Source organism: Pseudomonas sp. DWRC2-2, assembly GCF_049897885.1.
Classification (GTDB): Bacteria; Pseudomonadota; Gammaproteobacteria; order Pseudomonadales; family Pseudomonadaceae; genus Aquipseudomonas; species Aquipseudomonas azotoformans_A.
Genome location: NZ_JAFCXD010000001.1, coordinates 1,339,627 through 1,353,066 on the forward strand (window position 1 = coordinate 1,339,627; position 13,440 = coordinate 1,353,066).

Annotated in this window: 11 protein-coding genes; 3 read left to right on the forward strand and 8 right to left on the reverse strand. The window is 61.0% G+C overall.

From position 1 onward, the window contains the following. Nucleotides 1-29 precede the first annotated feature (29 nt). From ACP7EW_RS06560 to ACP7EW_RS06570, 3 genes are all read right to left on the reverse strand, one after another. A complete protein-coding gene (locus tag ACP7EW_RS06560; RefSeq protein ID WP_426216015.1) occupies nt 30-614 on the reverse strand; it encodes a nucleotidyltransferase family protein in 585 nt (194 codons plus the stop codon). Next, nucleotides 611-1,597, reverse strand: coding sequence for an XdhC family protein (locus tag ACP7EW_RS06565; RefSeq protein ID WP_426216016.1), 987 nt, complete (start codon nt 1,595-1,597; stop codon nt 611-613). Before ACP7EW_RS06565 ends, ACP7EW_RS06560 begins: the two co-directional genes overlap by 4 nt. Nucleotides 1,598-1,736: 139 nt before the next feature. Continuing rightward, a complete protein-coding gene (locus ACP7EW_RS06570) occupies nt 1,737-3,068 on the reverse strand; it encodes a dicarboxylate/amino acid:cation symporter (RefSeq protein WP_426216017.1) in 1,332 nt (443 codons plus the stop codon). Nucleotides 3,069-3,407: 339 nt separating this feature from the next. Here ACP7EW_RS06570 and ACP7EW_RS06575 point away from each other — a divergent pair, with 339 nt between their 5' ends. After that, nucleotides 3,408-4,406, forward strand: coding sequence for an AraC family transcriptional regulator (locus tag ACP7EW_RS06575; RefSeq protein ID WP_038846351.1), 999 nt, complete (start codon nt 3,408-3,410; stop codon nt 4,404-4,406). Nucleotides 4,407-4,431: 25 nt separating this feature from the next. Here ACP7EW_RS06575 and ACP7EW_RS06580 read toward each other — a convergent pair whose 3' ends face one another. The 3 genes from ACP7EW_RS06580 to ACP7EW_RS06590 are packed head-to-tail and all read right to left on the reverse strand — an operon-like array spanning nt 4,432 to nt 6,779. Then, a complete protein-coding gene (locus tag ACP7EW_RS06580) occupies nt 4,432-5,778 on the reverse strand; it encodes an ATP-binding protein (RefSeq protein ID WP_426216019.1) in 1,347 nt (448 codons plus the stop codon). Beyond that, a complete protein-coding gene (locus ACP7EW_RS06585; protein ID WP_016973689.1) occupies nt 5,775-6,452 on the reverse strand; it encodes a response regulator transcription factor in 678 nt (225 codons plus the stop codon). Before ACP7EW_RS06585 ends, ACP7EW_RS06580 begins: the two co-directional genes overlap by 4 nt. An 18-nt stretch (nt 6,453-6,470) precedes the next feature. Then, the gene (locus tag ACP7EW_RS06590; protein ID WP_016979766.1) at nt 6,471-6,779 is read right to left on the reverse strand and encodes a hypothetical protein; all 309 of its coding nucleotides are present in this window, start codon (nt 6,777-6,779) and stop codon (nt 6,471-6,473) included. A 146-nt stretch (nt 6,780-6,925) separates the two neighbouring features. Here ACP7EW_RS06590 and ACP7EW_RS06595 point away from each other — a divergent pair, with 146 nt between their 5' ends. Then, complete coding sequence (locus tag ACP7EW_RS06595; RefSeq protein ID WP_426216021.1) at nt 6,926-7,642, forward strand: 4'-phosphopantetheinyl transferase family protein; 717 nt, start codon at nt 6,926-6,928, stop codon at nt 7,640-7,642. Here ACP7EW_RS06595 and ACP7EW_RS06600 read toward each other — a convergent pair. Together ACP7EW_RS06600 and ACP7EW_RS06605 are read right to left on the reverse strand one after the other, a co-directional pair. After that, on the reverse strand, nt 7,639-9,249 hold the full coding sequence (locus tag ACP7EW_RS06600) for an ATP-binding protein (protein WP_426216023.1): 1,611 nt from the start codon (nt 9,247-9,249) through the stop codon (nt 7,639-7,641). The genes ACP7EW_RS06595 and ACP7EW_RS06600 overlap by 4 nt on opposite strands. Beyond that, entirely contained in the window at nt 9,246-9,971 is a 726-nt protein-coding gene (locus ACP7EW_RS06605; RefSeq protein WP_269131769.1) for a response regulator, read from the reverse strand. Before ACP7EW_RS06605 ends, ACP7EW_RS06600 begins: the two co-directional genes overlap by 4 nt. 553 nt (nt 9,972-10,524) lie before the next feature. On the opposite strand from ACP7EW_RS06605, the gene ACP7EW_RS06610 reads away from it, so the two are divergent. Next, complete coding sequence (locus tag ACP7EW_RS06610) at nt 10,525-13,422, forward strand: ribonucleoside-diphosphate reductase subunit alpha (protein ID WP_426131628.1); 2,898 nt, start codon at nt 10,525-10,527, stop codon at nt 13,420-13,422. Nucleotides 13,423-13,440 lie beyond the last annotated feature (18 nt).

Genomic DNA, 13,440 nt, shown 5'->3' on the forward strand with positions numbered 1-13,440 from the left:
TCAGGCGGGGCTTTTTTATATTTGCTCGGTCAGGAATAGCGCAACAACGCTGGCACATCCACATCCCATAACACGCCGGGGTCATCGACTGGCACCTCCCACACCGTCGCCTGAGCAAACAACGGCTTGGCGCCACGATCACCGGCCAAGGCCATCAGCCCAGGTCCCAATGCTTGGCCAAACGCCACGGGATGCCCGTAGCGTTCATCCTGCACCGGCACGCTGATACCGCCCGCCTCCAGCCCATCGATTACGCGCTCAATACTCGACGACCGGATAAACGGCATGTCCCCCAGCAGCACCAGCCAGCCATCTGCCGGGCCACTGGCCGCCACCGCCGCTGCAATACTGTCGCCCATACCAGCCGAACGCAGCAGCAGGACGTCACAACCATAGGCTTCGGCCAACCGAATGACATCCGCACGATCAGGTGACGTCACCACCCAACGCCTCACGACGCGCTCAGGCAGGTTCACCAGCACCTGCTCGATCACCGGCCGCACCACGCCGTCCAGGCCAACGCAATCCGCCAACAACTTATCCTGGTCCGCCCCGGCTTCAGCGCGGAAACGACTGCCCTGCCCTGCCGCCAGCACAATCGCCGTGACGGTCACCCTGCGACCACCGGCAACGGCTTCTTCTGCATCGGCGCTACGCCATTCTTGATCGCGATAATTTCCGCCATCAACGACAACGCGATTTCGGCCGGTGTGTGGCTGCCGATATGCAAGCCGATCGGCCCGTGCAGGCGCGCAATCGCCTCCGTCGATAAGCCAAGCGCCGCCAGGTTTTCCCGGCGTTTCTGGGTGTTGACCCGCGAACCCAGGGCGCCAATGTAGAACGCCGAGGAATTCAGTGCCGTGAGCAACGCCATATCATCCAGACGCGGGTCATGGGTGAGGCAGACGATGGCCGTACGCTCATCGGTCTGGATGTTCAGCACCGCTTCATCGGGCATGCCCGGCACAAAGCGACCGTGCTGTTCTTCCCAGCCGTAGACGAACTCGTCGCGTGGGTCGCAGATCAACACTTCGAAATCCAGCAAACGCCCCATTTCCGCCACATAACGTGACAGTTGGCCGGCGCCGATCAGCAGCAGGCGCCAGCGCGGGCCGTAGATGGCGCGCAAGCGTTCTCCGTCGAAGGTCACGACATCAGTCTTGCTCGCGTCGCTCAGGGTGACTTTGCCACTGGTCAGCTCCAGCTCACGTGCGACGATCTGGTGATCTTCACATCGCGCCAGCAAGTCGGCTACCCACGCCCACTCGTCCACGCGCTCCTCGGTCAGGCGCAAGGTGCCACCGCATGGCAGGCCAAAACGCGCGGCTTCATCGCGGGTAACGCCGTAGGTCACCAACTGCACCGGTGGCCCATCTTCAGGTAAGCGACCATCCTGCAGGCGTGCAATCAAGTCATCCTCGATGCAACCGCCCGACACCGAGCCGATCACCACGCCATCGCCGCGCAGCGCCAGCATCGCCCCAGGCGGCCGTGGTGCGCTACCCCAGGTCTGGACCACGCTGTACAACACCACTCGCTGCCCGGCGCGGCGCCATTCGAGCACGCTGCGCAGGACATTCAAATCAACACTGTCCACATAACCTCCTGCAAGCGTTACAACCGAATCACTTACTGTAAAACAAAAGCCGCCAAAGTAATGCGCCAGAAACGCAAACGCCCCGAACGAGTCGGGGCGTTTGCGGGTTGCTGTGGCGTCAGGTCACGCCAGCAGCAGCTTACTTGACGGCAGGTGCAGGGCCTTCGGCCACGCCCAGGTCGTCGATTTCGCGGGTTTCCGAGATACCGGTTCCGCCGGACGCCAGCTCGCTTTGCAGCTTGTCGGTGTCCAGTTCCTTGACCCACTTGGCCACAACGATGGTGGCAACAGCGTTACCCACCAAGTTGGTCAGCGCGCGGGCTTCGGACATGAAGCGGTCGATACCCAGGATCAGCGCCAGACCGGCAACCGGCAGGTGGCCTACGGCCGACAGGGTCGCAGCCAGTACGATGAAGCCCGAACCGGTCACGCCAGCAGCGCCTTTGGAGGACAGCAGCAGCACCAGCAGCAGAGTGATCTGGTGGGTGATGTCCATGTGGGTGTCAGTCGCCTGGGCGATGAACACGGCAGCCATGGTCAGGTAGATCGAAGTACCGTCGAGGTTGAACGAGTAGCCGGTTGGGATCACCAGGCCTACGACGGATTTCTTCGCGCCCAGACGCTCCATCTTGATCAGCATGCGTGGCAGTGCGGATTCGGAGGAGGAGGTACCCAGAACGATCAGCAGCTCTTCACGGATGTAGCGAACCAGTTTCAACACGCTGAAACCGTGAGCGCGGCAGATACCACCCAGCACCACCAGCACGAACAGCAGGCAAGTGATGTAGAAGCAGATCATCAGTTGGCCCAACTGCACCAGGGAACCTACGCCGTAGGCACCGATGGTGAACGCCATGGCGCCCAGGGCACCGATTGGCGCGAGCTTCATGATCATGTTGATGATGTTGAACATCACGTGGGCGAAGCGATCGATGAAGTCCAGCACCGGCTTGCCGTAGGCACCCAGGCGGTGCAGGGCGAAACCGAAGATCACCGAGAACATCAGCACTTGCAGGATGTCGCCGTTGGCGAAGGCGCCGACGATGGTGTTAGGGATCACATTGAGGATAAAGCCGACGATGCTCTGGTCTTTACCGGCAGTGACGTAGGCCGCCACTTTGGAAGCGTCCAGGGTCGCTACGTCGATGTGCATGCCGGCGCCCGGCTGCACAACGTTGACCACGATCAGGCCGATCAGCAGTGCGATAGTCGAAACGATTTCGAAGTACAGCAGCGCGTAGCCGCCAGTCTTGCCGACCGATTTCATGCTTTGCATGCCAGCGATGCCGCTGACAACGGTGCAGAAGATGATCGGGGCGATGACCATTTTGATCAGTTTGATGAACCCGTCACCCAGCGGCTTGAGGGCCACACCGGTCTGCGGGTAGAAGTGACCGAGCAAAATACCGATAACGATTGCGACGATCACCTGGAAATACAGGGTTTTGTAGAATGGCTGACGAGTCGTCATTGCAAAGTTCCTCAATCGTCCCGTGTGGCAAAGATCCGCCATTGCCCACGACACTTGAATTGCGAACCCTCCTGCACTGGAGGGATTTGTTGTTTGCGAGCCCTGTAGAAACAAGCCTGCGCTGTAATCCTTATCGCAAACGCCGTGCCACTTTGCTTAAAAACCCTGAAGGCCTTTAGACATCAGGGCTGGGGGTTCAAGGGCGCCCTCCCCCGCGCCAAAACAGGTGGCGGATTTCCGCCCACTCGACCCATCCCGTCCTACAATTTGGCGGATATCCGCCTTGTGACCGCATCCTCGGCTGGCTACCATCGGCCCCTCCATGGACGAGGCCTTCGCATGCGTGAACGTACCATCGCCAGTCATTACGCCAGGGCCGCCCTCGGCGGGGCGCGTCGGGCCGGCTATGACTACTCGGGCCTGCTGCAGCAGGTGGGCATCACCCCGGAACTGTTGACCGAACCCCGCGCCCGCATCGCGCCGGAACAGTTCACCCGCCTGCTGCAAATGCTCTGGCTGGCACTGGACGACGAATACCTGGGATTCGCCGACGGTCCGAGTAAACGCGGCACCTTCGCCATGATGTGCCACGCATTGATCCACTGCCGCACCTTGGAAAAGGCTCTGGAACGCGGCTTATTATTTTATAGCTTATTCCCACAAGGCCCGCGCTGGCAGCTGACACGCGAAGGCGAAATGGCCCGCTTGAGCCTGGACGACTCGCAGTTGTGGGACCCGGATCATTTCTTGAGTGAGTGCCTGTTGGTGATCTGGCATCGCCTCGGCAGTTGGCTGATCGGCCAGCGTATCCGGTTGCATCAGGCCACTTTCAGCTACCCAATGCCGGCGCACGCCAGCGAATATGACCTGTTGTTTCCCTGTGCCCAGGTATTCGGTGCACCGAACAGCAGCCTGGTATTTCCCGCGCGCTACCTGAACCTGCCGTTGTTGCAGGATGAACGCACCCTCAAGCACTTCCTGGAACGCTCCCCCGCCGATCTGCTGTCGCGGCCGGACGAAGGCGACAGCTTGAGCAGCCAACTACGCCGCCTGCTCAGCCGCGACCGCACGCCCTGGCCGGACCTGGAAGCCGTGGCCCAGCACCTGCACATCAGCCCGCAGACCCTGCGCCGGCATTTGCGCGAAGAAGGCACCAGCTTTCAGGCACTCAAGGATGAGCTGCGGCGGGACATCGCCATCTATCATCTGGGCCGGGCGGATTTGTCGTTGCAGGAGATTGCCGAGCAGCTCGGGTTTTCCGAACCGTCGGCGTTTCATCGGGCGTTCAAGAAGTGGACGGGGCTGACGCCGGGGGCGTATCGGGCCCAAGAGAGTTAGAGGAGAAAGATATTTCTAAAGCTGATCAAGCGGCCGGGAAGTGAATCTTGAAGGCGGCGCCGCCCAACGGCGAATCACCCAAGGTCAGCCGCGCGCCATAGCTTTCAATGATGTCCTTGACCACCGCCAACCCAATACCTTGCCCCGGATGCTGGCGATCAAGCCGCTCGCCCCGCTGCAGAATCCTTGCCCGCTGATCCGGCGGCACGCCTGGGCCATCATCTTCAATACACAGCTCACTGCCTTCGAGGTTTTCCACAAAGCTGATGCGCACTTCGCCCAAACACAGGCGGTAGGCGTTTTCCAGCAGGTTGCCGAGCAACTCCAGCAAGGCGCCCTTCTCGATCGGCACGTCGCACTCTTCCGGTAACTCAAAGGACACGGTGACACGCTTGTCGCGGTAAACCTTGTCCAGCGTATCGCACAGGCTTTGCAGCACCGGCTCCAAGCGCACCTGGTGCCGCACCAAGCCACTTTTACGCAGGCTGGCACGTTGCAACTGGTAGCTGATCTGCTGGCTCATGCGCTCGATCTGCGATTGCAGCACCCAGGCCTGGTCGCGGTCTTCCGGGCGCTGGGCCATGTCTTCGCTCACACCTTGCAGTACGGCGAGCGGGGTTTTCAGGCTGTGGGCCAGGTCGTCGAGGGAATCGCGGTAACGCGCCCGTTGCTCACGTTCGCTGTGCAGCAAGCGGTTGAGGGAGCCGGTGAGGCGCAGCAGTTCGCGAGGATGTTGTTCGGACAGGCTTTCGCGAGTCCCGCCTTCGATCTGGTCAAGCTCCTGGCTCAGCCGTCGCAGCGCCTGCAAACCCCAGGTCAGCCCCAGCCAGAGCAAGGTCAGCAGCACCAGCAACGCGGCGCCAAAGCCCAGGTAGAGGTTTTCGCGCAGGCCTTCGAGGGTCAGTTGGTATTCGCGCACCGGTTGCAGGGCGACAATACTGAAGGCCGCGCTCTTGCCGCCGAGCAGCCTGACCTCCACGTCATAAACAAAGAACTCCTGACCGTTGGCCTCGCGAATCCGCGCAAATTCATTGCCGCGCCCGTCGTAGCGCGGTTTGTAGTTGATATTTTCTTCCTTGGTCGCCCGCGAACGCCACACCAAGTGGCCTTCACGGTCGTAGATATAGCCGAGCAGGCGGCTGTCAGTGAGATTGAAGCGTTCGTCCGGCAACTGTGCCGGCATCAACAGGCGGTTGTTTTCGACCCGCGCGGCAGAGATCAGCGTCGTGACGTCCGAGGCCAGGCGTTGCTCGATAGAATCCTGCAACGCCAGGCTGAACGCTCCTTGCATGGCCGGCAACAAGCCCAGCATGAACAGCACGGCCAGGGTCGCGGCCGCCAGCATCAAGCGCACGCGTAACGAGCGAATCAACGGCAGCGCTCATTGAACAAGTAGCCCAGGCCACGCACCGTGTCGATTGGCTTGAACCCGGCCGGACCTTCCAGCTTGCGACGCAGGCGGCCGACCAGCACTTCGATGACATTCGGATCACGCTCGTCGTCATCGGGATAGAGCTGTTCCATCAAGCGGTCCTTGGCCACCACTTGCTGGTGGTGACGCATCAGGTACTCAAGGATTCGGTATTCGTAGGCCGTCAGCGCCAGGGGCTGTTCGTCGAGGGACGCCTGCTTGCGGTTGAGGTCCAGCAGCAGCGGGCCTGCGACAATCGTCGACTGGGTAAAGCCACTGGAGCGGCGCAACAACGCGTTCATCCGCGCCTCCAGCTCTTCGAACTGGAACGGCTTGACCACGTAGTCGTCGGCACCGGCCGCCAGGCCTTCGACCTTGTCCTGCCAGTTGCCACGGGCGGTGAGGATCAGGATCGGGAAGGTCTTGGCCTGGGTGCGCAGTTGGCGGATCAGGTCCAGGCCGCCCATGCCGGGCAGGCCCAGGTCGATGATCGCCAGGTCATGGTTGAACTGGCCGGTCTGGTACAGGGCCTCTTCGGCATTGGCCACGGCCTCGACCACATGCCCGCTGTCGGTCAGGCGGGTCAACAGGTGATGACGCAGCAGCGCCTCATCTTCCACCACCAGCAATTTCATAAGGCTCTCCAAAGCAAATCAACTGTCCGACAGAGGGATATCATAGCGGCCCTGCAAGTCTTGCGGGCGCAGTTTAATGCCATTGAACTGGCCGGTCAGGTGTTCATAGCCGGCGCGATAGGCCGGCTGCGGGGTTGCCAGGCCCAGGGACTGGCCCCAGGGCGTGGGTTGGCTGGCAGATTCTTCGAAACTGACACGCTGGATCAAGGTGCTGGATTTCTTGGTTTTCTCACCGCCGAACGCGGCAAAGGCACGATCGCCTGCCTGGGCTCCGGCAGTGGCACTGAGCATGGTTAACGCCAACATCAGCTGTTTGATCACGGTCATGGTGTTACCTCTACGCGTTTGGCTGCTGCCCTAGTGAGAGTTCCAGACTACGCAGGCGCCCCTGAACTCCCCCTGAACAGGCTCTGAACCTCGCCTGAACCGCAGCGGGCTATCCTGTTGCCCGTCAACTCGGCAAAATACCGCCCATGAATTCCCTACCCGCTTGCTGCACCCCACTCGACGCCCATTGGCCGCTGCCCGAACCCTTGCCAGGCACGGTGTTTCTCAGCACGCGCTTTGACCCTGCCTTATTAACGGCCGGCGATTTCCAACGTAGCGCCGTACCGCCACCGGCCAGCATCCAGCGCTCGGTGGCCAAGCGCCAGGCCGAATTCCTGGCCGGTCGAGTGTGTGCCCGCGCGGCCCTGCAACAACTCGATCACCTCAACTATATCCCGGCGATCGGTGAAGACCGCGCGCCGGTGTGGCCTGCGCATATCTGTGGCTCCATCACCCACAGCACCGGGCATGCGGCGGCGATTGTCGCGCACAAGGCGCAATGGCGTGGGCTGGGAATGGACTTGGAGAATGTGCTGACGCTGGAACGGGCGGAGCGCTTGGCCGGGGAGATCCTGACGGCAGATGAACTGCAACGTATGGCAACGCTACCGCGAGAGCAGATCGCACAATTGGTGACATTGACGTTTTCGGCCAAGGAGAGCCTGTTCAAGGCGCTCTATCCAATTGTGCAGAAGCGTTTCTATTTTGAGCATGCCGAAATGCTCGAATGGTCTGACTCGGGCCAGTTGCGGCTGCGGTTGCTGACGGATCTGTCCAGCGAGTGGTGCGATGGCAAAGAGCTGATGGCGCAGTTTTCGGTGAATGATGGGCAGTTATTGAGCCTGGTAGCCATCCAGGCTTAGGACTTTTCCTGATCCCTGGGCCAACTGAGACTGAAGCACGCCCCACCCAGGTTATTGCTCTTGCCAATCAGCGCCCGCCCGCCGTGCCAATAGATGATCCGCCGCACGATCGACAACCCCAACCCGTGCCCGCCAGACGCACGGGTGCGGCTGTCGTCCAGGCGCAGGAACGGCGTGAAGATCCGCTCCCAGGCACTCTCAGGCACACCGGGGCCATCATCTTCGACATCGATGCGGCAACGCACCTGACCCACCTGATAACTGATCAACACCTGGCCCTGGGCATGGCGCATGGCATTGCTCACCAGATTCTGCAGCGCACGGTGCAGGTAACGTGGCTCGGCATCCACCCACGCATCGTCCCAATGCGCCGAAGACAGGCAAATGCCCCTGCTCACCCTAACCTGCGGACGCAGTGGCGATAATTCGCCTATCACCTGATCAAGCAGCGCATCGAGGTCGACCCGCTGGAAATTCAGCTCCGGCGAGCCTTGTTCCAACCGCGCATACGTGAGCATTTCATCGACCAGGCCATCGAGGTCCTGGATATCGCTGTCCATGCCTTCGAGGTATTTGCGCCGCGCCTCGGCCGTAGTGGCATCGCCGACCATCTCCAGGCCGAACCGCAAGCGCGCCACCGGTGTGCGCAGTTCATGGGACACCGCGCGTACCAGCTCACGCTGGATCGCCAGCAACTGCTGCAAGTGCTCGGCCATGCCATTGAACGCCGCGGCCAGACGCCCCACCGAGTCAGCGCCACGGGCCGGCACACGCACTTCCAGGTTGCCCTTGGCGATGCGGGTGGCGGCGGCTTCCAGGCCGCGCAGCCGACGCTCAAGCTGACGCACCAATAGATAGACGATCAAACCGATCAGGGTCAGGCCGATCAACGCGATCAGGATCAGCCATTGCGGCGGGTAAGGGTTCATCTGATACAAAGGCCCCAGTTCCAGCACCCACGGCGTGCCGACCATGCCAGCGAACACGCGGATCGAATCGCCGCCCTTGCCCAGGGCCATCACTGTGTCGCCTTCCGAGACGCGGCGGCGCTGGTCTTCGTCCATATCGGCCTGGTCGAGGGTCATCAGGTGCATGTCGAAGCCAAACCCTTTGGCGTCTTTTATATCCGCCAGGCGTTGCGGCTGTTCAGCCACCGGAAAGCGCACCAGTTCGTCGGCGAGCAGGTAGATAGTCGCGCGCGCCAGCTGTTCGCTGATCTGCTGCACTTCGCCCGTGAGTACCAGTTGCGACTGATCACTGACCAAGCGCAGCACCCGCGCGGCGTGAGGCCCGGTCTGCTCGACCAGCACCTGGCCGCGTTGCAGGCGATTGCGCTGGCTCAAGTCCAGCTGCGCATCGGCCAGGGGGCGCAGCTCCAAGGGAATGCCGAGCAAGCGCTCCCACACGGCCAAGGCGCGCTGGCGTTCGATGGGGCTCATGGGTTGCAGGTTGTCGCCCATCAAGGCGAAGGTGCCGTGGGCCAGGCGCTCGCGGTATTGGCCGCTGCGCACCTCGTTGAGCAGGTGCAGGGCCAGCACGCCGAGCAGCGCCACCAGGATCAGCGCCGCGCACATGCCGCCGTAGATGCGCAGGAAGATCGAGTTCACAGCGGCATGTCGGCGGCGGCTTCGGGGACGAACAGGTAGCCCTTGCTGCGAATGGTCTTGATCAGGCGCGGATGGATCGGGTCATCACCTATCTTGGGGCGGATGCGTGAGATACGCACGTCGATGGAGCGGTCCTGGCCGTCGTAACCGATACCGCGCAAGGCGATGAAGATTTCTTCGCGGGACAAAATGCGCCCGGCATTAGCCACCAGCAGCCACAGCAGGTCGAATTCGGCACTGGTCAGCTCGATACCGTCGTTGTTCAGCCAGGCTTCGCGCAGGGCATTGTCCACCACCAAGGGACCGAATTGCAGGCGACGCTGATTCTCCACTGCCGCCGGTTCCGCCGGTTCGCTGCGCCGCAGCAAGGCCTGAATACGGGCCAGCAACAGGCGCGGGCGCACGGGTTTGCACACGTAGTCGTCGGCGCCCATGTCCAGGCCCAGCACCTGGTCCATGTCATCGGTGCGCGCGGTGAGCATCAGGATCACGCCGTCATAGCGCTCGCGCACCTTACGGCAGATGCTCAAGCCGTCTTCACCGGGCAGCATCAGGTCGAGGATCACCAGGTCAGGCTGCTCGTCGATGATGCGCGCCGCGGCCAGGGCGCCATCGCCTTCCACGGACACCCGCAGGCCGTTGCTCTCCAGATACTCACGGGTCAATTCGGCCAATCGCTGGTCGTCTTCGACTATCAATACCTGCCAGGCTTCTTGCTCCACGGGTGACCTCAATGTCTGTCATAAAAGGCGGGCATGATCTGGGTAACTGCACAGCCCGATGCGGCCGATTGTAGCCATGGGCCAGCCCTCAAACACAAGCCGGGAAATCCATTCGGTGATCGCGTTTTTTTGTGATAGGGTTCGCGCCCTTCGAAAATGGGCAGGTTGTTTTAAGCCCGAAACATTTAATGACAAACGGCGTAATCCAGCAGCAGTGCGGCCTACACACCCATTCAACCTTTCTTACACATTTTACCCACAGCGTTATCCACAGGTTACTGCGTTGCTAACCCCTCAAAAACGCATTATCTTGTACCTCGGCACTGGAGAAGACCCTACATGTGGGGTTTTCGAAGAAAGCGCCCAACCACACAAGTGGCAAGAAATTCAAGCGTTTTATTGCTAGCGCAGCATGGAACCAACCGATTTTCAGTAGACCAAACCGCTCACGCGGATGGCAGCTGTTTCCCATCCCCGATATGGAAAACGGTACGGGTGTTGCAGGAAGAGCCTGGCACTCGCAATCAAATATAGAACGTGGAGACAACCCCCCATGCAAACCGACACAACTCGCGAGAACCCGCAAGGCTCCGTGCCGCAGGCCGCCGATTCGAACCTGGATCTGTCCGCCACTGCACCCGGCCAATTGCGTGTGATCAAGCGTAACGGCACTGTCGTTCCTTACACCGATGACAAAATCACCGTCGCCATCACCAAAGCGTTTCTTGCAGTTGAAGGCGGCACCGCTGCCGCCTCGTCGCGCATCCACGACACCGTTGCCCGCCTGACCGAACAAGTCACCGCGACCTTCAAGCGTCGCATGCCTTCGGGCGGCACCATCCACATCGAAGAAATCCAGGACCAGGTCGAACTGGCCCTGATGCGTGCCGGCGAACAGAAAGTTGCCCGCGACTACGTGATCTACCGTGACGCCCGTTCCAAGGAACGCGCTGTACGCACCCCAGCTGAAGAAGCTGCGGTACAAGCTCACCCATCGATCCGCATCACCCTGGCCGACGGCACGTTTGCACCGCTGGACCTGGGCCGCCTGAACACCATCGTCACCGAGGCCTGCGAAGGCCTGGAAGAAGTCGACGGTGACCTGATCCAGCGCGAAACCCTGAAGAACCTGTACGACGGCGTGGCCCTGACCGACGTCAACACCGCCCTGGTGATGACCGCCCGTACCCTGGTTGAACGCGAGCCGAACTACTCGTTCGTGACCGCGCGCCTGCTGATGGACACCCTGCGTGCCGAAGGCCTGGGCTTCCTGAAAGTCGCCGACAGCGCCACCCACCACGAAATGGCCGACCTGTACGCCAAGGCGCTGCCTGCCTACATCGCCAAGGGTATCGAATTCGAATTGCTGAACCCGGTCCTGGCCACCTTCGACCTGGAAAAACTCGGCAAGGCGATCAACCACGAGCGTGATCAGCAGTTCACCTACCTGGGCCTGCAAACCCTGTACGACCGTTACTTCATCCACAAGGACGGTATCCGCTTCGAACTGCCGCAAGTGTTCTTCATGCGCGTGGCCATGGGCCTGGCAATCGAAGAGAAGCAGAAAGAAGACCGTGCCATCGAGTTCTACAACCTGTTGTCGTCCTTCGACTACATGTCGTCGACCCCGACCCTGTTCAACGCCGGTACCCTGCGTCCACAGCTGTCCAGCTGCTACCTGACCACCGTGCCGGATGACCTGTCGGGCATCTACCACGCGATCCACGACAACGCCATGTTGTCCAAATTCGCTGGCGGCCTGGGCAACGACTGGACCCCGGTGCGTGCACTGGGTTCGTACATCAAGGGCACCAACGGCAAGTCCCAGGGCGTTGTACCGTTCCTGAAAGTGGTGAACGACACCGCCGTCGCCGTGAACCAGGGTGGCAAGCGCAAAGGCGCTGTGTGTGCCTACCTGGAAACCTGGCACATGGACATCGAAGAGTTCATCGAGCTGCGCAAGAACACCGGTGATGACCGTCGTCGTACCCACGACATGAACACCGCCAACTGGATCCCTGACCTGTTCATGAAGCGTGTCTTCGACGACGGCCAGTGGACCCTGTTCTCGCCTTCCGAAGTGCCGGACCTGCACGACCTGACCGGCAAGGCTTTCGAAGAGCGCTACGAGTACTACGAAGCCCTGGCTCAGTACCCTGGCAAGATCAAGCTGTTCAAGACCATCCAGGCCAAAGACCTGTGGCGCAAAATGCTGTCCATGCTGTTTGAAACCGGCCACCCATGGCTGACTTTCAAAGACCCGTGCAACCTGCGCAGCCCGCAGCAGCACGTGGGCGTGGTCCACAGCTCGAACCTGTGCACCGAGATCACCTTGAATACCAACAAGGACGAGATCGCCGTTTGCAACCTGGGCTCGATCAACCTGCCGAACCACATCGTCAACGGCAAGCTGGACACCGCCAAGCTGGAACGTACCGTCAACACCGCCGTGCGCATGCTCGATAACGTGATCGACATCAACTACTACTCGGTGCCACAGGCGCAGAACTCCAACTTCAAGCACCGTCCGGTCGGCTTGGGCATCATGGGCTTCCAGGACGCGCTGTACCTGCAGCACATTCCTTACGGTTCGGACGCTGCGGTCGAGTTCGCCGACAAATCCATGGAAGCGGTCAGCTACTACGCGATCCAGGCTTCCTGCGACCTGGCCGACGAGCGCGGCGCCTACGAGACGTTCCAGGGTTCGCTGTGGTCCAAAGGCATCCTGCCGCTGGATTCGCAACAGATCCTGATCGAGCAACGTGGCCAGAAGTACATCGACGTTGACCTGGAAGAATCCCTGGACTGGGCGCCAGTACGTGCCCGTGTGCAGAAAGGTATTCGTAACTCCAACATCATGGCCATCGCGCCGACCGCGACCATCGCCAACATCACTGGCGTATCGCAGTCGATCGAACCGACTTACCAGAACCTGTATGTGAAATCGAACCTGTCGGGCGAATTCACCGTGATCAACCCGTACCTGGTTCGCGACCTGAAAGCCCGCGGCCTGTGGGACTCGGTCATGATCAACGACCTGAAGTACTACGACGGTTCGGTACAGCAGATCGAGCGCATCCCGCAAGAACTCAAAGAGCTCTACGCGACGGCGTTCGAAGTGGACACCAAGTGGATCGTTGACGCCGCCAGCCGTCGTCAGAAGTGGATCGACCAGGCTCAGTCGCTGAACCTCTACATCGCCGGCGCTTCGGGCAAGAAGCTCGACGTGACCTACCGCATGGCGTGGTACCGTGGCCTGAAAACCACTTACTACCTCCGTGCCCTGGCCGCGACCAGCACCGAGAAGTCGACCATCAACACCGGTAAGCTGAACGCGGTTTCCAGCGGCGGCAACCACGGTGATGATTCGGTGCTTGCAGCGCCAGCCGGCCCGGCCCCCGTGCCAAAGGCCTGCGCGATCGATGAGCCGGATTGCGAAGCTTGCCAATAAGCTGAGTCGGTTCCGGGT